General features: G+C 49.8%; 14 protein-coding genes. All 14 read left to right on the forward strand.

From position 1 onward, the window contains the following. Window positions 1-5,296: glycosyltransferase (locus tag PHR44_01745; protein ID MDD4909393.1), on the forward strand; the 5,296-nt coding region annotated here is incomplete at its 5' end. After that, window positions 5,293-8,016, forward strand: coding sequence for a radical SAM protein (locus tag PHR44_01750; GenBank protein ID MDD4909394.1), 2,724 nt, complete (start codon window positions 5,293-5,295; stop codon window positions 8,014-8,016). The genes PHR44_01745 and PHR44_01750, both read left to right, overlap by 4 nt. Continuing rightward, on the forward strand, window positions 8,013-9,587 hold the full coding sequence (locus PHR44_01755) for a radical SAM protein (protein MDD4909395.1): 1,575 nt from the start codon (window positions 8,013-8,015) through the stop codon (window positions 9,585-9,587). Before PHR44_01750 ends, PHR44_01755 begins: the two co-directional genes overlap by 4 nt. Next, the gene (locus tag PHR44_01760) at window positions 9,568-10,401 is read left to right on the forward strand and encodes a hypothetical protein (protein MDD4909396.1); all 834 of its coding nucleotides are present in this window, start codon (window positions 9,568-9,570) and stop codon (window positions 10,399-10,401) included. The genes PHR44_01755 and PHR44_01760 overlap by 20 nt, the downstream gene beginning before the upstream one ends. 2 nt (window positions 10,402-10,403) lie before the next feature. Continuing rightward, a complete protein-coding gene (locus PHR44_01765) occupies window positions 10,404-12,335 on the forward strand; it encodes a radical SAM protein (GenBank protein ID MDD4909397.1) in 1,932 nt (643 codons plus the stop codon). Next, complete coding sequence (locus PHR44_01770; GenBank protein MDD4909398.1) at window positions 12,335-13,144, forward strand: radical SAM protein; 810 nt, start codon at window positions 12,335-12,337, stop codon at window positions 13,142-13,144. The genes PHR44_01765 and PHR44_01770 overlap by 1 nt, the downstream gene beginning before the upstream one ends. Continuing rightward, window positions 13,138-14,913: a radical SAM protein gene (locus PHR44_01775; protein ID MDD4909399.1), complete on the forward strand. Its 1,776-nt coding sequence runs from the start codon at window positions 13,138-13,140 to the stop codon at window positions 14,911-14,913. The genes PHR44_01770 and PHR44_01775 overlap by 7 nt, the downstream gene beginning before the upstream one ends. Next, on the forward strand, window positions 14,913-15,755 hold the full coding sequence (locus PHR44_01780) for a radical SAM protein (protein MDD4909400.1): 843 nt from the start codon (window positions 14,913-14,915) through the stop codon (window positions 15,753-15,755). Before PHR44_01775 ends, PHR44_01780 begins: the two co-directional genes overlap by 1 nt. Window positions 15,756-15,757: 2 nt before the next feature. Next, the gene (locus tag PHR44_01785) at window positions 15,758-17,122 is read left to right on the forward strand and encodes a radical SAM protein (GenBank protein MDD4909401.1); all 1,365 of its coding nucleotides are present in this window, start codon (window positions 15,758-15,760) and stop codon (window positions 17,120-17,122) included. Then, on the forward strand, window positions 17,106-17,957 hold the full coding sequence (locus PHR44_01790; protein ID MDD4909402.1) for a radical SAM protein: 852 nt from the start codon (window positions 17,106-17,108) through the stop codon (window positions 17,955-17,957). Before PHR44_01785 ends, PHR44_01790 begins: the two co-directional genes overlap by 17 nt. 2 nt (window positions 17,958-17,959) lie before the next feature. Further along, complete coding sequence (locus PHR44_01795; GenBank protein MDD4909403.1) at window positions 17,960-19,669, forward strand: hypothetical protein; 1,710 nt, start codon at window positions 17,960-17,962, stop codon at window positions 19,667-19,669. Next, a complete protein-coding gene (locus tag PHR44_01800) occupies window positions 19,666-21,141 on the forward strand; it encodes a radical SAM protein (protein ID MDD4909404.1) in 1,476 nt (491 codons plus the stop codon). The genes PHR44_01795 and PHR44_01800 overlap by 4 nt, the downstream gene beginning before the upstream one ends. Continuing rightward, the gene (locus tag PHR44_01805) at window positions 21,138-22,010 is read left to right on the forward strand and encodes a radical SAM protein (GenBank protein MDD4909405.1); all 873 of its coding nucleotides are present in this window, start codon (window positions 21,138-21,140) and stop codon (window positions 22,008-22,010) included. The genes PHR44_01800 and PHR44_01805 overlap by 4 nt, the downstream gene beginning before the upstream one ends. A 7-nt stretch (window positions 22,011-22,017) precedes the next feature. Further along, window positions 22,018-23,634 (forward strand): glycosyltransferase family 39 protein, encoded by a 1,617-nt coding sequence (locus tag PHR44_01810; protein MDD4909406.1) that lies wholly within the window; start codon window positions 22,018-22,020, stop codon window positions 23,632-23,634. Window positions 23,635-23,637: the final 3 nt, after the last annotated feature.

The following is a 23,637-nucleotide window of genomic DNA, read 5'->3' on the forward strand; positions in this document are numbered from 1 at the left end:
AAAGGCGCAGCTTGATAAATTCCAGGAAGAGGTCAACCGCCTGGACTCCCAGCTTAAGGAGCGCATGGATGAGCTCAGGCGCGCCTACGAGGACAGGGACTCGCAGCTTGCCGAGCGAGACGCGCAGATGGACGGCCTTCGGCGAGAACTTGAGGAGCTATCTAGCCAGATGCAGGTAAATCTGAAGGAGCTTTCTGCCAGGGAAGAGAACATTCTTATTATCAGGCAGCAGTCAGAAGAGCTGCAGAATAAACTCAATGAGTTCGCGGATGAGCTCAGGCGCGCCTACGAGGACAGGGACTCAAAGCTTGCCGAGCGAGACGCGCAGATGGACGGCCTTCGGCAACACATAGAGGATTCGGAGCTCAAGCCGTTAAAGAACGAGATCGAGAGGCTGACCGCTGAACTTGCCGGGCGGATGGACGAGGTGCTTATTAAGGACGGTCAGCTCATAGAGAAGGAGGTTATCATTGATTCGCTCAAGAAGGACGCGGGCGATATTGATGATAATAATAAAAGTTTATCGGGAGAGAACGTGATCTTGCGTTCTCAGTTAGACAAGGTCCGAGAAGAGATCGCGGAAAAAGACAACCGGCTATCACGGGACAAGCAGGAGATCGATTCTTTGCGCGGCCAGCTGGACGCGCGTCCACCGCAACGCCGGGAGCATATGGCTGTCACCGATCTTATCTGGCTGGCCGTTGTCCTTGTTATGATGCCGTTATATTTTATAGCGAGCGCAGCTATTCTGCTGGAAGGGCTTGTTTCCTTCCTGGCGGCGCCGGTTTCAGGGCTGTTCAGGATAAAGAGGAGGATCGTCTCTTTTGAGGACCTGAAGACCAGCATGGTCATCCCTAATTACAATGGCGTTGAGTTCCTGAAGGAATGCCTGCCTTCCGTGTTTGCCGCAGAAGGGTTCAGAAACGGTGAAAATGAAGTTATTGTGGTGGATGACGGCTCAAAAGACGGAAGCGCCGCCTATATAAAGTCCAATTTCCCCCAGGTGCGCCTTATCCGTAACCGCAGAAACAGGGGTTTTGGCTTTACCTGCAACAGAGGCGTAAGATACGCGAAGAACGAGTTAATCGTGCTGATCAATAATGATATTATTGTGACGGAGAATTTTCTCGGGTCGTTAAGGGAGCATTTCCGGGATAAAGATGTGTTTGCCGTAACGCCTAAAATGTACGGCTGGGATAAACAGAGCTTTACCTGGGGCATGCATATGGGGCATTTTGAGGACGGCTACATACGGCTGTGGAATGAGTCGGAGACAAAAAACCCCGTGCATATAAGCGAGCCAGGCCCTTCGCTGTTTGCCATCGGCGGCGCCATGGTATTCAGGAAAAACGACTGGGACTGGCTGGGCGGCTTTGACAGGATCTACCGCCCCAATTGCTGGGAGGACATAGACATAGGATACCGCGCCTGGAAAAGGGGCCTGAAGATAATATATGAGCCGTCGAGCGTGCTTTATCATAAGGGCAGGGCGACCCTGAGCTACGAAAGGCATAAGGAGATAAAGAACGAACTGGCATTCACCTGGAAAAACATCACCGACTGGGAGATCGTAAAAGAGCATTTGAGGCTGCTGCCGAAAAATCTATATAAATACAGGATGCCGTTTTTAAGGGGTTCGCTCTGGGCGTTGCGCTACCTGCCTTTAATCATGCTTCATAAATTCCAGGACAGGAAATACCTGCGCGTGCCGGATAAGAAGATATTCAACGGCTGCATGCTGTATTACAGGAATTTTATGCGCAGGGGCTTCAAACACAGGGATGCCTCCGGGCGCGGGACCATTCTTCTGGTCACGCCGTTTATGCCTTATCCGTTGACCGTCGGCGGCAAGATCAGGATGCATACTCTGGCGCGGGTCTGCGCGGAAAAATACGATATTATCCTGCTTACCATGATAGACAATAAGGATGAAGCCCGCTTCATACCGGAGCTCAAACAGGTATTTAAGGAGGTCTATACGGTCTTCCCCAAGACGGAAATGAAGAGCCTTTTTTACCCCCAAAGGTATAAATATGTGCATAGCCACGACCTGATCGACAAGCTCCGGGAAATACAGCGCAGCCATCCCATAGACATAGTGCAGATAGAGTCAAATGAGCTGCTATATCTGGCTAGATATATCAAATTCATCCCCATTGTCTATACGGAGCACGACGCCAGCATTATCTCCTTCGGCAAATCGCTTTATCAGAAGAAAGATAGTTCATTCTTCTACAATTATTTTGATTACCTGAAAAAGGTGCGTTATCACCATTATATCTATCGTTTTCTTGACAGGGTTATAACCTTATCCAGGCAGGACAGCCGCAAAATGAAGGCGTTCTTCCCGCGGGCCAGGATCTCTTATATACCCAGCGGGGTTGAAGTAGGGCATTTTACTTTCAAGGAGCGCCGAGACAATAGTTACGACCTGGTCTTTATCGGCCACTACCCCCACTATCCCAATGAGCACACGGTAGTTTACTTTGCCGAACAGATACTGCCTCTTATCAGGGAGATAAATCCAAAGGCGAGGATCTTAATAGTCGGCTCTCACCCCACGGAGCGCGTCAGGCAGCTTGCCTGGCAGGCGGGAGTGGAGCTTATCGGTGATGTCGCCGATGTGCGGCCATATCTTGAGAAGGCGTCCATATTTGTCAATGCCGTAAAGATCGGGGCCGGGATCAAGGGCAAGGTGCTTGAGGCGATGGCTATGGGCAGGCCTGTAGTGGCCACGAGATTGGGCAGTTACGGCATAGAGGCGAGGCCGGGAGAGGATATCTTAATAGCGGGCACGCCTAAACAGTTCGCGTCTCTGGTCTTGCGGCTGATGAATGATGATGAGCTGTATTCAAGGGTTGCCCGCAACGCCAGAAGATTGGTGGAAGAAAAGTATGACTGGTATAAGATCAGGAATAAGCTGGACCGGCTGTATGAAGAAGTAATATCGGAATACGAGCTTATAAGCGGCGCGGCTGCGCAAGACCAGCCATACTTCGTTTCCAATCCCGTCAGTGCCCCGGCTGCCGCCGGCCTGCCGCCGGCAGCAAAAAATGACCCCCTGATCGGCATTATAGATAAAACCAGGGCTGTGGTGGAGCGCGCCATTGAGAATAGCCGCGGAGGGAATAAATGCGGTGAGCCGGAAGAGCTGCATATTGAATTGACGCATAACTGCAATAGTAAATGTATCATGTGCGATTTATGGGATTTTAGAAAGAGGTCTCCCAGGGCGCCCCAGGACCTGTCTTTAGATGAGATCAGGCATTCTGTGGAAGGGTCACAGCTTCTTAAGGGCATAAAAACCGTAGTCCTTTCCGGGGGAGAGCCGTTTTTAAGGAAGGATATAGCCGACATCGTCTCTTTCTTTAACAGTTATTATCCCCGCGCGTCGATCGGCATACTGACCAACGCGAAAGACAGCGATCTGGTCATGAAGAATGTCGATAAGATCGTAAGCGGCGGCAAGGCGCCCGGCCTCTGGCTGGGTTCTTCCCTGGACGGTATCGGCGGCTGGCATGATAAGATACGCGGCGTTCCGGGCGCCTTTGACGGATTGCTTAAGACGGCGCGGGCTTTAAAGCGCGATTTTCCGCAGATAGATTTCTCGGTAACTATGACTCTGACGCCCCATAATGCCGGCCAGCTCCTGCCGGCCAAGGAGTTCGCGGACAGGGAGGGGCTGAATTTCTTCGCGCAGTTTGTTGTGCCTAAGGCGGCCCGGGAGAAGTTCCGCTGGGACGCTCAGACCCTCGGCCTCATCGGTTCCCAGGTGCGCAGGATAATAGAGGATATCATCGGCAGCCGCGATTACACGGAGCTGTCGGGATCAATAGAGAATATCCCCGATGTCGACCTGCTTACAAAGATTTATTATTGGGGGCATTTAGTTGAGCATCAAGTCAACCCCCGGAGGTTCTTTAAGGAATGCGTTGCCGGCTACAAGTTCGCCATGCTTAACCCTTATGGAGACCTGTTCTTCTGCCCCGTGTTCAAGGAGAAGACAGCCGGAAACATAAGAATGGGTAAGTTTGATGAGCTCTGGCTGTCTGAAGAAGCCGAAGATATCAGGCGGTTTGTTTCCTGCCGCGCGTGTTCCTGCTGGCTGGTATGCATAGTGTTTCCCATTGTCAGCAACGCGCTGGCTACGATGAAGTCCGATACCGGCAGTTCCCTTTCCGCGCCCTCCCCGCAGGGCAGAGGATCAGCGTCTTGCCGCGGCAGCTTAAGCAGAGAAGAGAATATCAATCTTAACGATGAGGAGTTTCGCAGCGGCAAGATCATTCTGGAGTCGCATCCCAGGGGCATCGGCATAGGCGCGCATTTCAAATGCAATTCTCAATGTTCCTTCTGCCGTACGGATGAGCACGCGGTATTCTCTCTTGATATCTACCGCAATTTTTTTGAGAAGAAGATAGGCGATATCCTTCCCAGGGCCGATTATCTGAATTTATGCGGTTTTGGGGAATTATTGCTTATGCCGGACGCGGATGTCCTGCTGGATGACCTGAACGTTAAGCTCCCCGAGGTAAATAAGGTGATCACCACCAACGGCTCTACACTGTCAGACGGCATTGTCAGGCGCCTGGTTGAAAGCAGGTACGCCATTCAGGTATCATTGCATGCCGCAAACCCGCAGATCCATAAAATATTGACCAGGACGCTGGATTTCCATCAAATTATCAGCCGGATCAAACACCTTGTTTCTTTGCGCGAAAACAGGGCCAATCCCCACATTACTTTGGTTTCCGTGCTGAACGCGCTTAACATAGAAGACCTGCCGAACCTGGTGCGGCTTGCCGCGGAACTGGGCGTGGACGGCATAAATTGTAATTATATGCTTGCCTTTAACACGGCGCATCTCAAGATGTCATGTTTTTTCAAGCAGGAGGTAACAAATAAGAAATTAGACGAGGCGGAAAAGGCCGCGCAGCATTATGGAATGCCGATCTCCCTGCCGCCGCGTTTCGGCGCCGCAGGCGCCATTCAGCCGTCAAACGGGGGGATCGTATGCAGCGACCCCTGGCAATACATATATATAGAAACAGAGGGTTCGGTCCTGCCCTGCTGCGTTGCCGGCGGCCATATAGGGTATTTAAATAAGCAGGATTTTTCCGCCATCTGGAATGGCCCGGGATATCAAAGATTAAGAAGATCCCTGATCGAGAGGCGCGACCTGGGCGAATGGTGCAAACACTGCTATAAATGCAGCGGACAGAATGTAAATGACCTTCGGACTCATATAACGCTTATACCGGAACTGCATAATAAGATCTTAAATGAGATAAAGATATGAAGATAGCGCTCATACAGTGCCCTGCCTGGGGCCGCGACTGCCCTCCTTACACGATGGCCCTGCTTTCGGCTCTCTATAAGAATGCCGGCCATGAGGTATTCTGTTTTGACCTGAACAACGCCCTTTATATAAGCGGGTCAGAAGATTACAGAAAATGGTGGGATGACAAGGACTTCTATTCATTCTGGAATAACCCGGACCTGGTTGACAAATTCCTGCGGGATAATTCCCGGATGGTGGACTTTACGGTTGATAAGATACTGGCCAGCGACGCGAAACTCATCGGCTTTACAACGCATTTCAGTTCATATCTGGCGAGCATTGCCGTCGCGGAGATGATAAAGCAGCGCGATAGAAGCCGTTTCATTGTTTTCGGCGGGCCTGAGGCGGCCAGGGAGTTCAGGGGCCGGGAATTGATCGCTAAGGCCGCGGTGGACGCGGTAGCGATAGGCGAGGGCGACGAGACGGCCCTGGAACTGGCAGGCGCTTTAGACAGGAAGGGCTATGTTGACTCCTGCAAAGGGACCCTGCTTAAATATGAGAACGGCAGGGTTGTGGACTGCGGCGACAGAGAAGTTGTCGAGGATCTGGACTCCCTGCCGTTTCCGGATTATTCATATTTCAGCGATGAGATCCATTCGCGCCTTTACAGAGAACCTGACCGGCTGGACATATTTGACAGCAGGGGATGCATTACACAGTGCCACTTTTGCAGCGAATGGCAGTTTTGGAAAAGGTTCCGTTCCATGAGCGGGGAACGTATGTTCGCGGAGATCACGCATCAGATGTCATATTTTAAAGGGATAAATTATTTCTATTTCATCGGCTCTCTCTTGAACGGCAGCCCCAAGGAGCTCGGGAAATTATGCGATCTCATAATACAGAATAAATTGGGGGTAAGGTGGGCCGGCCAGGCAGTGGTTTCTCCCGCCATGACCGGAGATATGCTTAATAAGATGCGCAGGGCAGGGTGCCAATGGTTGGGGATAGGCGTTGAGAGCGGCTCCCCCAAGGTCGTGCATGGCGTCAACAAGAAATACTCGCATGAGAATGCCGAGCAGATGCTGCGTGACGCGCGCGAGGCAGGGATCAGCACCCAGATCAATATCATGTTCGGCATACCGGGCGAGACAGAAAGCGATTTTCAGATGACGCTTGAGTTCTTAAAAAGGGTCAGGCCGTACGTGGATTCGGTATTGGCCAGCCAGTCATTCTGCGTAATAGACAAAGGCACCTATCTGCACACGCATCCGGAAGAATTCGGCATCCGGGACCAGGACCATCATTTATACTGGGAGGCGGAGGGGGGCAATACCTACCCCCGCAGACAGGCAAGATACGAAGAATTCTGCGGGCTGGCATTGTCACTTGGCCTGCCCGAGACATCCGGCGTATTGAGCGTTAAGCCGGACAAGTGGCTTTTGTTGGGAGATTACCATCACTTTAAGAGCGATTACAGGCAGGCATTGGATTGTTATCTTAGGTCTCAGCAGTCAGAATCAAGCAATGATTACGTCGCCGATAAGATCAGGGCCTGCCGCGATAAATGCGGCGAGGGAGGGAATTCCCTGCTGGCCACTTCACTTTCGCTTAAGGTTGACTTTGAGGCCGGCCTGGAGCAGATATTTCACGACCAGAATTTCAACGAGAAGCAAAGAAATATAGCAAACGCCCTGTACGCGCACAAGCTGTGGGATAAGCTGTATAATTTTATTCTGATAGAGAATGAGAAGGCCCGGAGAAAAGAGGTCGTGAGCGGCTATCCCTACTGGCTGGTCATCGACCCCAGCAATATTTGTAATCTAAAATGCCCGTTCTGCCCGACAGGGCAGGGCAGGGGCTCAAGGGAGAAAGGGGTCTTTCCTATTGAGCGGTTTGAGGGAATAATAGATAAGTTAGGCAAGTATCTTATACACATAGATTTTGTCAACTGGGGCGAACCGCTTTTGAATAAACAAGTTTTTGAAATGATAAAGACCGCCAAAAAGTATCGCGTTGATACCAAAATGGATTCAAATTTTACTTTCTTTAACGAAGAGACGGCAGGACGGATGATCGAGTCCGGGCTGGACAAGGTCATAGTTTCCCTGGATGGCTTAAGCCAGGAGACATATTCCAAATACAGGGTGGGCGGAGATTTTGAGGCGGTAATGGCGGGGCTCAAGGCGCTCTTGAGAAAGAAAAAAGAGATGAACAGCCATACACCCTACGTTTCCTGGCAGTTCCTGGTCTTCCGGCATAATGAGCATGAGATCGAACGGGCGCGGGCGCTTGCCGAAGAGCTGGGCGTGGACCACATAGGCATTTCCAAGGCGTTCATCGGAGATAAAGATTGGTTCCCCACCCGTAAAGAATACAGTAATTACATTGTTGATCCCGAAGACGGCGTATCGGGAAGCGGGAAAACGCAGGAGTATTTTGTAAGCCCTCAGGACAAGCTTTGCAACTGGCCGTGGGAGACATTTGTCGTAAATGTTAACGGCTCTGTGTCGCCGTGCTGTTCGGTAGAGGATGAGAAGGATGATTTCGGCAATATATTCCTGCAGCCGTTTGAAGAGATATGGAATAACGAGCATTACCGTTTAAGCCGGGCCTTTATAAGGGACAAAGTAAATACAAACGGTGCCAATATCTGTGTGGGGTGCAGGCATCTGGGCCTGATAAACCTGGACATCATGTCCTGCCACTCGTTTTTTGGCAACGGGAATAAAAAAACATGAGAGTTGTATTGATACAAAGCCCTGTCTGGGGGACTTATGATCCGCCCCTGGCGCTTGCCCAATTGGCCGCCTGCCTGAGGGATGCGGGGCACAGCGTATTTGTCCTGGATATCAATATAAAATTATATAAAAATAGAAAACCCGAATACAGGGATATGTGGGCGTGGGAGCATTGCGAGTTCTGGCATAAGAAAGAGTATGTGGACAGGTTCTTTGAGGACAACAGGGAGGCGGTGGAGAGGTTTATCAATATGATCCGCCTGTTCAATGCCGACGCCGTGTGTTTTTCGGTGGCATCATCTTCCAGGTTAGCCAGCATAAGGATAGCATCCCTTATTAAAGAGAGGATGAATAAGGCCAGCGTGATATTCGGAGGCCCGCTGTTTTATGAACCGGATAGATCCATGGATATATTAGATAATGATTTCCTGGATTTTGTCGTATACGGCGAAGGAGAGAAGACCATAATACATCTTCTTGATATATTGAGCGGCAGCGGCGACCCTTCTCTCTGCAGGGGGCTTTTGTTCAAGAAGGGCGCCGAGATAATCAACACCGGCGCCCGCGAGTTGATCAAGGACCTGGATGAACTCCCGTTCCTTGACTTTACAGGCATGCCGCTTGGCGATTACGACGACGCGGCCCACATAATCCTTATGGCCTCGCGCGGCTGCGTGTTCCGCTGCGCATTCTGCAGTTCGCGCTCATTCTGGCCGGGATATCGCGCGATGAGCGGCGAGAGGATATATAATGAGATCGCCTATCGCCTGTGCAGGATCCACACGGCAAGCCATTTTAATTTCATGGATTTATTGATCAACGGCAATATGAAGACGCTTTTTGATTTCTGCGACTGCGTATCCAGAAGGCCGTTCTCCAGGGAGATTTACTGGACCGCCAACGCCATCATCCGCCCGGAGATGACACTGGAATTAATGAAAGGATTGAGAAGGACCGGCTGCGTGCATCTTATATTCGGCATAGAGTCCGGCTCTCAAAGAGTGCTCAACCTGATGCGGAAAAACTATAATGTGGAGGCGGCGCACAGGGTCTTAAAGGCGGCCCATGACGCCGGCATAATGACTACAGGGAATTTTATGTTCGGCTTTCCCGGAGAAACAGAGGAGGATTTTGAGCTTACGCTGGGATTCCTGAAGAAGAACGCGCCGTATCTTGACCGGGCATACCCCAGCAGGACATATTGCGCCATAGAGGAAAACAGCTATTTTCATTCGCATCCGGAAGAGTTCGGAGTGGAGGTCCCATATCCCAATCATTTGTATTGGCGGCTGAAGGACGGCACTAATACCTACCCTGAACGGCTGATGCGCTGCGAAAGGTTTTCTCTGCTTGCCGCCTCGTTAGGCATTGAGGTGGGCTGCGGCGTTCAGACATCTGTAGAGCTGGAAAGGTGGTTCAGCCTGGCCTGCTATTATGATTATATTAAAGACCGCGATAAGGCGTTGGACTGCCTTCTTAAATACAAAAAGATAAATCCCGATAATGAAATGGTTGCGTCAATGCTGGACTCCTACGACAGGGATATGGCTGGTGATAGTGGTAAACGATAAGTATAATTTGAGGATTTTCTGGAAACTGACGTCTGAGTGCCGTTTTATGTGCCCTTACTGTCCTGATGCCCACAAGCGGCAGACCAGCAGAGAGGTTACTACCCGGCTTTCCTGCGATGAGTGGATGGTGTATTGGAGAGAGTTCCACGCCAGATACGGCAGGTGCGAGATAATCATTAATGAAGAGCCGTTGTCCTACCCCGGTATAGGGAATATCGTGAGCGCCTTGCAGGAGATCTATTATCCCATACATATCGCTACCGCGTTATCCTGCGAGGTGGATTTTATGATTGGACAGCTTGATCCGGCCAAGATAATTATCAACAGCCAGTTTCACCCTTTATTCATTAAGACGGATGACTTTTTGAAGAGGTTGTTTCTGCTGAAAAAGTCCGATTTTACCGTACATGCAAATATGGTAGCGTATCCCGCTTATGTGGATAATGTGCCGTTATATATTGAGGATTTTCGCAGGGCGCCTTTAGACATACCTCTAAAAATTAATCCGTATATAGGGGATTACAGGGGGGATAGATACCCCGATGCCTACAGCGATGAATTTAAAAGGATGCTTAATATATCGGACGCGCCTGAGGCAGATGCGGGAGGCGCGCAGCCCGCGACAGGCGGCTCAGCCCAGGATTGCAGATGGGGAGTTAAGGATATTTATATATCTGAAACAGGGAGGATCTGGCGCTGCCCGCTATTAGGGCCGCAGGAACTTATAGGTAATTTCTTTGACATAGATTTCACCCCCGCGCGGCAGCCCTGCAGCAGGGCTGTGTGTTGCGCTGAAAAAAAGACGGAATACTGATAATGGATTATGCTGATACCGTAAGGTTTACCTGGAACATCCACTATAAATGCAATTTCCGCTGCCCTTATTGTTTTTTTGAGGGCAAATGGGAGGAGTATGGGAAGAGAAGCGTGTATTTACCGGTTGACGGCTGGATGCGGCATTGGAACAGAATACACAAGCTTTACGGCCCGCCGGTGATCATCATTACCGGGGGAGAGCCGTTTCTCTATCCTGATTTCATAGAGTTGATCAAGCGGCTCTCTGAAATCAGCGCTCACATAAACATCTCCACCAATGCCTCCGGAGACCTGGAAGGATTTATCAGGCATATTGACCCCGGCAAGGTATCGCTTTCCTTAAGTTTTCAGCCGGAATTTGAACACCTTGATCATTTTCTGAAGAAGGTCTTGTTTGTGCGCGGCAGCGGCTTTGACGGCTGCATAAATTTTGTCGCCTATCCGCCCTATATAAAGGACATACCGGCCCATATAGAAAGGTTCAATTCCATAGGGCAGCAGTTAAAAATAATCCCGTTCTGGGGGGTATATGAGGGCAGAGAATACCCTCATTCATATTCCGAAGATGAAAAAAGGATAGTCGGAGCTGATGAGCAGTGGCTCCAGAAGGTGCGCAGGAAGGGCAGTATTTGCCCGGCAGGCAGGAAGGCCGCCCTTATTTTTCCCGACGGCAAGGTCGCCAGATGCGGCCAGATAGGCGAGAGAGACCTTATAGGCAGCTTTTTTGACGATGATTTTACGCTTCATGACAGGCCCCTGCCTTGCGATGCCGAATATTGCCCATGCGACGAAGGGGCGGTCATGCCGGAGGAAGAGGAACGCAAAATAGAGATAAAAAGTGGAGGGGCTTCTGAGATGAGCGCTGAACAGAATACAAGGTTAAACGACGAGGAATACAACGGAAGGAAGACGCGCCTGCAGTCATCGCCTACGGCAATATTTGTGCAGGCGGCAAATACCTGTAACTCAAGCTGCGTCTTCTGCTCCCGCGGCCACGGCTATGACATGTTTGACCTGGAGGCGCATAAGGCGAGGTTCAATCATTCATTTTATCCCTTCCTCAGGCGGGCCCAGCGTATTATTATGACCGGCTCCGGAGAGTTCCTGCAGCTGCCCAACTCCCTGGATATACTTGATTATTTTGATAACGCCTTCCCGGACTGCGAAAAGATGTTCTCCACCAACGGCTCTTCGCTGGTCCAGCCGGTGTGCGATAAGATCATTGCCAGTAAGAGCCCTTATACGATCCACGTCTCTTTGCACAGTTCTAATAAGAAGCTGCATTCCGCGCTTACCCGGATGGATAATTTTTACAGGATAGTGAGCCAGGTAAATTATATCCTTAGACAGCGGCAGGAAAGGCATAAGGATAACCTGAGGGTTAAGCTTATTTTTGTCGCCACCACCTTGAACATTGAGGACCTGCCGGATTTTGTCCGGCTGGCAAAGCAGGTCGGGGCGGACGAGGTGGTCTGTTATTACAACTATATATATGTCCACGCCCAGAAGTATCTTTCCTGTTTTTTCAAACAAGAGTTTACCAACAGGATGCTGGATGAGGCAGGGGCGTTGGCAGCCAAGTTAGGGGTAGCGATCTCTCTGCCGCCTAAATTCAACCAGAGCTCATACCCTGATACAGGGGTCTGCCGTGAACCTTGGAGCCAGCTTATGCTGGACGCGGCCGGGCACGTGCTTCCTTGCGATGCCTCTGAGGATTGCGGTCTGGTATTGGAAGAAGGCAGGTCTTTTATGGATGACATATGGAACAGCCCCTATTACATCGGATTAAGAGAGAAATTGATAGACGGCCGGGCAAGCTGCGCCAAACATTGTTTTCGGGCAAACCCCGCGGCGGTAAACGATTTTAAATCCCATGTTATACACCGCGGCGTGAAGGAGAATATAGATATATGCTGGGGGGATAATTTTTAATGGTTAAATTCACCTGGGATATACATTACAGCTGCAACTATCGTTGCCCATATTGTTGGTACTATAAAAGATGGGCGGATGCCGCGAGGCAGAATGTTTACCTTAAGCCGCGGGAATGGAGGGCCCATTGGCAGAGGATATATGATAAGTACGGGGAAGCGAAGATTGAGATAGTCGGCGGCGAGCCGTTCACCTATCCCGACTTTATTGAGCTTGTCAAGGAGCTGTCGCAGGTCCATCTGATCAAGATCACGACTAATCTTTCCGGTAATGTTGAGCAGTTCGTCAGAGAGATCACTCCGGAGAGGGTAAGTTTAGACCTGAATTATCACGCCCTGTTTATCGGCCTGGACACGGTATTTAAAAAGGCGCACATATTGAACAACGCCGGGTTTGATTGCGGCGTATGTTACCTTGCCTATCCCCCCCAGATGAAACAGATACCATATTTGAGCGGGCGTTTTAAAGAGGAGGGGGTAAGGTTCGCGCTTGCCGCTTTCTGGGGTGAATACGGCGGAGTTCAATATCCTCGGGGGTATACGGAAGAAGATAAGGAGCTCATGAGGCCGTTCATAGGCGATATCGACAGGATGACTTATCATATGGAAGGCAAGAGCCCGAAGGGCAGGCCCTGCAATGCCGGATATAAATACGCGGTCATACATGCCAACGGAGACGTTGTGAGGTGCGGTCAGTTGTTCGACCGGACCGTAGGCAACATACTGAATGACGGCTTTTCGCTGCTTGAGGGGCCGCTGCCCTGCGAGGCAGATGTCTGCCCTTGTAATGAATACGATAATATATGTTAGATAACCGATATCATATAATATGGCATCTGGGCTACAGATGCGGCTATTATTGTCCGTATTGCCGTCTTGGCGAGCTCAGGCTGATGGATGGCGCCATTAAGTCGCGGGCCGATATCGCAAGATGGCTGGATGCCTGGCAGGGCTTACACAGGCGCCATGGAGAATTGGATATAAGGATTGACGGCGGAGAGCCGTTTTTAGAGCCGTTTTTTATTGAGCTGGCCGCGTCATTATCCGGTAACCATAGATTGACGATAAAGACCAACCTTTTTTTGTCTAAGGACGCCCTTGCCGCGTTCATCGCCGCTTGCGATAAGGACCGCGTTAAGCTGGAGCCGTTTTTCCATCCCGCCTTTAGCGAGCTAAACGGTTTTATTTATAAGGCCAGGATGCTGCGATCGGCCGGCTTCGGGGTTAACGTGCGCTATGTCGCTTACCCGGCGCAACTGGAGCAGATGAGCAGTGTCAGGAAAAGATGCCTCTCAGAAGGATTGGTATTCACGCCGGCGGCCTACGCGGGTAAGTACGGCAAAGAGGAATATCCCCGCTCTTATACTTATGAAGAGATGCGCGCTCTCGGTATCGCGGATACCGCGGTCAGCGGCCCGCGGCAGGAGATGAAGGATATGCCCGCGCAGAAATGCGCGCTGTGCGATGCCGGATACTGCCGCGCCCTGGTAAAGCCGGACGGAGAAGTGGTGAGGTGCGGCTTTGAATATGACGCAGCCGCCCTGGGCAATATACTTGAAGGGGATTTCGCGTTTTCGGATAAGACGGAAACTCCTACGGAACAGGCGTCCGGAGCAGGAGTGAAAGAACAGAGGGATATAATATCTCCGTTATTCCCGCGCGACTACCCGCCATACCGCATAAATTGGAATTGGGAGATAACATTCAATTGTAATTACAGGTGTTCGTATTGCCCGGTGCCTAAAATAGAGGATGAGCCGGCATTTACGCTTAAACAGTTAGAAGGTATCTGGGAACGGCTGTTCCGCCTCTACGGCGTCAGCCACGTGCGTTTGTCGGGCGGAGAGCCGTCGGTGTATCGTGATTTTTACGGCCTGGTGGACCTGCTGTCGCAGACAAACGTGGTGGATATTACCACCAACCTCAGTTTTGACGTCAAGGCATTCGCCAGGAGATTCAAGAATGAAAGCATATCCATATCAGCCAGTTTTCATCCCGAGTATAACGAGATAGAGGACTTTGTGCAGCGCCTCAGGATCCTCAGGGATCATGGATTGTGCGTTACGTTTACCTTTGTGACCTATCCGGCATTTATGGGCGAGGTGGACAGATTCCGCGAGGCCGTGGAGGGTAACGGGATCTATTTTAAGTGCATTCCTTTTCACGGCGATTACGAGGGCAGGAGATACCCCGTAGAATATCGATCTGAGGAATTGGAGCAGATGCGGGAGGTAGCCGAAAGATCAAATGTGCCTGATCTCAATAAGCTTTGGTATGACTGGCGCACCAAAAGCCGGGAAGAGCAGTCAAGAGGGGCTGTCTTATGCAGGATGGGCCAGATGTACGCCAAGGTATTCGTTAACGGCGATGTCAGGAGGTGCTGCGCTGACGGCAGCCAGAAGCTGGGCAATATCGGGGACAGGTATTTCCGCCTTTTGGAATATCCGCAGCCATGCGATGTGAAGCAGTGCCCCTGCTTTAAGGCGATGGCGGTAGGCAGGGACGAAGAGAAGTGGCTGCCTCAGTGGACTACAATTGAGCACAGGATGGATAAGAGGTCAACCGTTGTTTTGAGGTAATGAGCGAGATAAATTCTTTTACCAACGTGCGTTTTATATGGGATATTCATTACAGGTGCAATTTCCGTTGCGCTTACTGCTGGTTCTATAATACATGGGTAAAGCTGTCCGGTATAAATTTCTATCCTTCCGTGGATGAATGGGCGCGCGCCTGGAGCAGGATCTATGGGCTATACGGCAGCGCCTATATAGAGATTACAGGCGGCGAGCCGTTGATCTACCCTTCTTTTATAGAGTTGATAAAAGAGCTGTCTCTGAAACATACCATCAGGATCACCACTAACTTATCCGCGTCTTTGCCGTTCATCGAGCGTTTTGCCGCAGAGACGGATAATCAGGCGGTAGGCCTTGAGGCGAGTTTTCATCCTTCCTTTATCGGCCTGGCAGAGTTTACCCGTAAGGCGGTCTTACTGAGATCCAAAGGATTTGCTCTCAGGGTGCAGTATGTGGCATATCCGGCGCAGCTCAATCTATTAAAATATTTTGAAAAGGAGTTCAACGGCAACGGGTTGAAGTTTTCGGTTACGGCATTCTGGGGTGAATACAAAGGCGTGGATTACCCGTCGGGATATAATGAGCAGGAAAGGGAGATATTGAGGTCTTATTTGAATGATTCCCGGAGGATCGAGCTTAATCTGGACCACGCCAGCCCCAGAGGAAGGCTCTGCCGGGCAGGCAACAGGTTCGCGCTTATCCGCGGCGACGGACATGTGGTCAGGTGCGGCCAGCAGCAGGAGAACAACGAATTAGGCTGTTTTTTAGACGAGGGATTCCGCCTCTGGGAAGACCCGTTACCATGTATGTCCGACTCTTGCCCTTGCAACGACCTTAGGGAGGCATAAATATGCAGGTATGCCTGGTCATCCCCCCTGCCATGTTCAGCAACTGGCCTCTTATCGGCATAGGGTATTTAGCGTCTTCTTTGCGTAAGGCGGGGGCCGATGTACTGATCTCTGATCTCAATATCGGCCTGGATATGCGCAAGGGATACCGCGAAAGCGATTGGTTTGATCCTTGCTTCACGTCTAATTTCATACAAGGCCATAGAGATACTTTTGAGCCCTGGTTGGAATGGGTCGCCGCTTCCCCGTTTGAGGTAGTGGGTTTTACTATGTGGTCCACCACAAGGGATGTAGGGATGTTCCTGGCCGCCGAAGTCAGAAAAAGGGCGCCGGATAAATTCATTATTTTTGGAGGGCCGGATTGCAGTTTCAGGGCAGAGCAGTTCATCTCTCAGGATTTTGTTGACGCCGTTGTGCAGGGAGAGGGAGAGGCGGCATTCACGGAGATAGTGGATATGCTGGCGGGAAAGGCCGGCCTGGAGGATGTGGCCGGGGCCTGGTTAAAGGGGGCGAAAGGCATTATCCCGGCAGCGGCGCGCGAGGAAATAGGCGATCTAAACAGCATCCCGTTCCCTGATTTCTCCGGATTTGATGTAGGCAGATATCGCAGCGGTATTTCCCTGCCCATTCTGTTCAACAGGGGGTGCCTGAGGAGGTGTGTTTTCTGCAATTGCGCGGTCACCTGGAAGAGATACCGCTCCCGTTCGGCGGATAATATATTCTCCGAAATGAAGGCGCAGATCGCCAAACACCCTCAAGTTCAGAAGTTTGAGGTGGTTGATACCGCCATTAACCTTAATATAAACGCTCTTTCCGGGCTGTGCGACCTTATAATCCAGGATGGCTTGTCTATAAGATGGGGCGGAGCGGCAATGCTGCATTCCAATACTACCTATGAGCTGTTGTCAAGAATGAGGCGCGCCGGATGCGAGAATATAGGCTACGGGCTTGAAAGCGGCTCGCAGAAAATAATAGACAGGATGAACAAGGGTTTCAGGATAGAGGACGCCCAGCGCCTGATCCGCGATACCCATAACGCGGGCATTGAGGTGACGGTCGGGATCATCGTGGGGTTTCCCGGCGAGACGGAAGAAGACCTTAAGTTAACCATGGATTTTATCGCGAGAAATAAGGACTATATAGATATAGTGCACTATCCCAGCGAGTGTTATATCGGAGATAATACCTATCTTTGCAGGCATCATGAGGAATTCGGCGTATCCATGGAAGGGGGGAGCTGGTCTACCAAAGACGGGCTTAATACCCAGGAAGAGCGTTCAAGGCGCGCCGCTGAATTTAACAGGTTCATAGAGTCGCTGGGGCTTTCCATGCACAATTACGCCACGGTCTATGATAAAGACAGATAAGGGGAAGGGCCCCGTAGAATTCTCCTGGGAGATCTGCTATAGCTGCAATTACCGTTGTCCTTATTGCTGCCGCTGGGAGGATGCCTCAAGCCAGGACCTGCGTCTCAGTGCCTTGGAATGGGAGCGCATATGGAAAAGGATATATGAACAATACGGCCCTTGTAACATAACTATTTCCGGCGCGGAACCCACGACATACCCGGATTTCTTTGATATAGCGCGGAGGATCTCGGCGATGCATTCCGTTATTATATGCACTAATTTCTCATGGCCCGCCGAGGATTTCTTGAACAGGGATCTTGACCCGAAGAGGGTATTGGTGACGCCGACATATCACAGCCTTTTCGCGGACTTTGAGGCCTTTCTTGCGAAGGCCGTCATTCTAAAGCAGTGGATAAGATACAAATTGGTGTTCTTCGTGGCTTATCCCCCGCAAATGGCAAAGGTGGATCATTATAAGAAGAAAATAAACGAGAACGGGTTGGATTTTTGTATTGTGCCGTTACGGGGGAACAAGGACGGCGCACTGGGGGTGATCGCCCGCGATGACGATAAAGAGAAGCTTGGCGCGATAACGGATATGGCTGAAGAAGAATATGTGTATCTGGCGCAAAAGATCTCGCCCAAAGGCAGGCTCTGCAATGCGGGCTGCCGTTATGCCTGCATTAAGGCAACGGGCAAGGTCTTTCCTTGCAGCCAGAGCGGTTTGTGTTTAGGGGATATACAGCACAGTGATTTTAATTTGCTAAAGGACTTTATGGTTTGTCCTTTGGACTTCTGCCCCTACGAATCATACAATTTATTGGAGAGGCGCGCCGAGGTGAAAGAAAATTGAAAATGATCTATAAAAAGCCGGTACTTTATTGGATAAGGTATTTTATATATCTTCTTGCGACGGTATTCTTCTTTGATTATATCTTTTATCTTCATTATAGACAGAAAGTGATCCCCGATAATTTAGAGAGCCGGCAGCTTACGGAATTAGAAAAAAAGGCCGGGCGCATTGTGCCCTATCTGGGCAGCGGCAAAAAGAGCGGATTTGATAATTTTAGAGAAGAGAAGGATAGCGGCGTGATCCGCATCGGCTGTTTCGGTGATTCTCTTACTTACGGCGACGAAGTGGACAAGGCGCACGATTATCCTTCTCTTTTACAAGATATTTTCAGAGACAATGGTTTCAAGAATGTTGAGGTCATTAATTTCGGCATACCCGGAGGGGGTTTCCACCAGGCGTTCATTTTATGGCAGTATCTGGGCATAAAATACGGCCTTGACCTGGTTGTTCTTGGCCCCGAGTGTTTTCAGCATGACAGGGATAATACATTTTTCCCTTTTTGGGAGACCTATCTAAAAGGCGATACCCACTTTTTTCATTCAAGATATATTTTAAAAGATAGCGATGTTGAACTCATAGATACAAGAGGCAGCACTTATAAGGAGATCGTTCTTGACTATTGGAGATTCATCCCTTGTAAGAGATATCTCAGGTATGATCTGGAGGCCCCCGCGTTTATACGGGCGCCGCTTGCCTGTTTAGCTCCCGGCAGGAAGATAAGGAACCCGTTCTATTATAAGGCCGATCCAGCCGGAGAGATGCGAATTATTTATAAGATACTTTTGAGAAAGATGGCGGACAAGGCGCCACAGGTTATTTTCGCGAATTACAATGATAAATTAGTCAGCCTGGCCGAAGAGATAGATAAAGACAATATCCTTTCCAGATTATTGTACAGGCCGATACATTTTCCTTACACGGCTTTTGGCTGCCACAATTCTTCTTGGGGGAATTTTATTCTCGCCCAACAAATATTTGGCTATGCGACGAACAGGCCGGAAAGCGCCTTGAACCTGATCCAGACAAGAGATATCAAGGTTAGCCGGCCCGGCCGCAGCCAGGCAGACGAAAAGTTAGCATTATCCCGATTACAGGAAGTGGCATTTGAGATGAATAACGCCAAAATAGGGCGTTTTATAGATGCCGTGTCGGGAGGGCCTTATTTTGACCTGCGAAATAAAGGTTTCTTGTCGCTTCTTGCCGTTAAGCGTAGCGGCGTCAGCATTCTTGACGCCCAATTTATCCCGTTAAATTTTGAGCTTAAAGATAATATGCCTTTAAAGATCAGGTTCCAGGGCAACGGAAAAACGGAAGAGCGCGACTTGGGTAATGTAAAACTATTGACTCATGGGTTGAATATCGGCGTGGTTACCCTGGATTGCGTTAATTATAATATCGGGGCGGAGGTCGAATTGGCGGAAAACCATTCTATGATCCAGGACCTGCGCCTATCCGGGAAAAGGCCGGTTGCTGTTTTACTGGGGAATACGCCGATCTTGTATCCGCAAAAGGGAGATAGCATGAAATTGATTCCTGTGTTTGGCAATTTGTTATTAATACGCGCGGATGGTAATGTGGCGCTGGATTCAGGGGATATCGCCGATGAAGGGACGGTTTTCTTATCGTTTTATGCGGAGCAGGGAGGGCCGATAAGGATCCCATTCGCGAATTGGTTTAAAATGAGCGAGAAAACAGGTATTGATAAAATATGAAGGTAGCATTGGTCCTCTGTCCCGCCTGGTCTATAGATATGCCGCATCTGGCGTTGGGCCTGCTTTCTTCCAACCTGAGAAAGGAAGGCAGGGAAGTCGCCGTCTTTGACCTCAACGTCAAACTTTATCACCAGTGCAAAGAGCATTACAAGGTATTATGGCGCAAAGAGAATGATTCGAGATGGGGCATGCCCGGCAGGGACGGTGAGGATACCGTTCCTATGTTTATACAGGAGCACGAAGAGATAGTGGATTATTACGTTGGCAGGATATTGAATACAGGGGCCTCAATAATAGGGCTGTCTGTTTATTATACGACAGAACGCATGAGTTTAGAGATAGCCAGAAGGATAAAGGCAAGGGACGGGAGCCGTGTGATAGTCTTCGGCGGGCCCCAGTGCTTTATGTCCTATAGAAAAATGATAGCGTATGAGTTTGTTGACGCGGTAGCGATAGGCGAGGGCGACTTGACTATATGCGCCCTGGTTTCGGCTATAGAGAAAGGAGAAGACATCTCAGGCTGCGCCGGAGTAATTACAAAGAAAAATGTCCGCAGTGACGTTAGCAGGGATCCCTGTGTGGTAGATGATCTTGATGCCCTGCCGCCGGCTGATTTCAGCGATTTTGTGCCCGCGGAATACTTATTCCCCAATTCGCTTCCCGTGCTGTTCAGCAGGGGGTGTATTAAAAGATGCGTTTTTTGTACCGGCCACGGATTCTGGGGCAGGTATCGTTGCGGCTCCGGAAGCAAGCTCTTTAACGACATCTCCTATCATATGGGGCAATACCCGGATGTTCGTTCTTTCCAGTTTTACGACCTCCTGGTAAACGGCGACCTCCGGGCACTGGAGGATTTTTGTGATCTGGCGATAGGCGCTTTGGGCAAAGGTTATCTGCGCCGGTTTAACTGGTCTGCTCAGGCCGTTGTCAGGCCGGACATGGGAGCAGAATTGTGGAAAAAATTGAGACAGGCAGGATGCACGCACATGGCCCTTGGTATTGAAAGCGGTTCGCAAAAGGTGGTAAACGATATGGGCAAGAGGTTCAGGATAGAGGATGCCGATAAGAATCTGCGTTATGCCCGTGAAGCTGGAATACGTATCAGCACGAACTTTATGTTTGGTTTTCCCACGGAGTCCAGGGATGATTTCAGCGATACTCTGGAGTTCTTACGGAGGAACAAAGATTTTATAGATGAGGTTTTGCCCAGCGAATCATTTTGCTCTATAGATAAAGGCACGTATCTTTATGGGCATGCCGAAGAATTCGGCATCTTGTCAGGCAGCGATTCGATATTCTGGGAGGCAGGGGAAGGGGCAAACAACCTTCCGGAGAGGATACGCAGATTTGAGGAGTTTTGCCTGGCCGCAAAATCTCTGGGGATTGATGTCCCCGCTTCTGTAGAGGAGAAGGTCGGCAGCAACAAAGAGTTATGGTTGCGCGCATATCAAATGCAAAAGGAACAGCGATGACCGGAAAACAGGTTTCTTTCAGCTGGGACATTATTTATAAATGCAACTACCGCTGTTCTTATTGCTGGTGGCATCGCAAGTGGGGAGACCTTAGTTTAAATAACAGATATCTTCCCGTAAGCGAATTAATAGGTGCCTGGGCCAGGATCTATGATATGTACGGGCAGGCGTCAATAGATATATTAGGCGGGGAGCCGTTCCTCTATCCCGATTTCACAGAGATCATCAGAGAGTTGTCAGCCATGCACAGGATCAATATCAATACTAACCTGTCCTGTTCCGTTGAAGATCTTCTAAGTAAATGTGATCCTTCGCGCATAAAGATAAATCCTACATTCCATCCCATGTTTGCCCGTTTTGAGGAATTCCTGGGCAAGGCAAAGGCGTTGAAGGAGGCGGGGTTTACACAGGGTATTACCTATCTGGCTTACCCTCCTCAACTCAGGCAGCTTGATCCCTACAGGATGGCCTTTAAGAAGGAAGGGATCGGTTTTGCCGTGCTTTCTTTCTGGGGAGAATATAAAGGCCAGGATTATCCCGCGGCCTACACGGAAGAAGAGAAGCAGATCATCAGCCCCCAGTTGGCCCAGCGCGGCGGAGAGAATTTTCAGACCAGGCCCATATCATCCCCCCGCGGCAAGCTTTGTTATGCCGGGTGCCTCTACGCCTGTATACATCCCGACGGCGCGGTTACCAGGTGCGGCGGATGCTGCAGCCGTGAAGCGCTTGGCAACTTCTTTCAGAGTGATTTTAAGCTGCTTGACGGCCCTCTGCCATGTCAATCCGATTCCTGCCCTTGTAATGAATGGGCCTCTTTCTTAGAAGAGAACATAATAAAAAGGGAAGGGCTGGAGAATTGCGGGGTTTAGTCCATATATGAGAAGATATAGCCGGAATAAGCTCTTTGACATTGCCGCGCTGGCCATTTTTTTATCTATTTTTTCGTTCTGGTTTTTTGACGGCCTTAAATACCAGGGATTGAACGGCGATGTCGCCCTGGTCGGGAACGCGGCATTAGGCGCGTTAATAAATCCGGATTATAGCCTGGAGTATCATATGGGTATATTCGGCGGACGGCTCCCCCTGATGGTCAATGAATATAATGCGGCCACCGACATATACGCCGCCTTGCCATGGGTATATTTGATGGGCAATACAGCCATGGCGCTGCATATTACCGGTTTTATCTGGGCGGCGCTATCCATTATTTTATTGTACGCGGTATGTATGGAGTTGTCGGATAATAACAGACTGTATTCTTCTTTTGCCTGCCTGCTTCTGGTTACTTCCCCTTCCTTTATCATGGCATCAAGACTGGGATTATTCACTGGGAACCTCACCATATTTTTCGCGCTTCTATCCGCGTTATTGTTGTTACGCTGGAAAAAGACGGCATCGGCATGGCGGTTGTTACTTTTGGGCTTATCAATGGGTATGGGTTTGGCAGGAAAGATCCAGTTCTTATGGTTTATAGCCGCCCTGATGATTTATATGGTTTTGAAAGGGCTGTTGGGCAGGGGCGCGGCCTTCTGGAGGAACGGTTTAATAATTGCCGCAGGGATTTTTAGCGGCGCTTTTTTTCTTGTGCTGGCAAATATAAGATGGGGTTTCTTCACTGTGAAATTCCTTGCCCGGTATCTTTTGGTTTCCAGGTCAGGAGTGCCGAATACAAACTATTTGTCCAACTTGTTCGAGAGGGTCAAGGAGTCGCTTGCCCTGGTGGACGGCAGCGCAGTGAGCAGTTCGGATAGCTATAACAGATTGGCGATATGCTTGCCGGTGCTTCTGGGCGTATCGGCAATTTATTTTTTTATTTCCGGCTATATAATAAGGCGTAAGCTAAAGTATGATGCCTGGGCGTTGCCGCTATTTCTATGTATTCTTATTATTCTTCAGTCACCTTTTACTCCTACCATATTGCACTCTCACCATATAGTAATGATATTGCCGTTTATATATATGGCGGTATGCGCGCCGTTATCCCTGCCGGTTAAAGATAAAGGCCTTATCAGGCGGGGCAGCTGGTTATGTATTATTTCAGCCCTCATCGCGGGCGGTTACGCGTTCAACAATTACCTTATGCTTAGGAATAGCCGCGTCCACATAAGAGTGCAGGGAGGCAACGAGATAACCTGGAATGTATTGTCGGATGTCAATGATTACCTGGCGGCAGAGGGCATAAACAGGATAGGCCTGGGCGACGCCTATATCAAAGACGCGCTTTTATTCTTAAGCAAATTTAAATTGGAGTTATATGAGGTGTATCCTCTTGACTATATGGGAAATACCGATGCGCATATGAATGGCTTGGCTGCGAGATTGAAAGCGCAAAGGCAAGGGTATTATCTGTTCCGGACGCAGAACAACGCCATCGTGAATTTTTTTGACAGTTTCAGTGCCGCAGCCTCGCGGTGCGATAAAAAAGTGGAGTTATTACGGGAATTCTCTTCTCCGGAGGGAGATACTATATTCATGTTGTATAGGGTTCCTTGACGC

It is taken from the genome of Candidatus Omnitrophota bacterium (assembly GCA_028707125.1).
In the GTDB taxonomy this organism is placed as follows: Bacteria; Omnitrophota; Gorgyraeia; order Gygaellales; family JAQTUX01; genus JAQTUX01.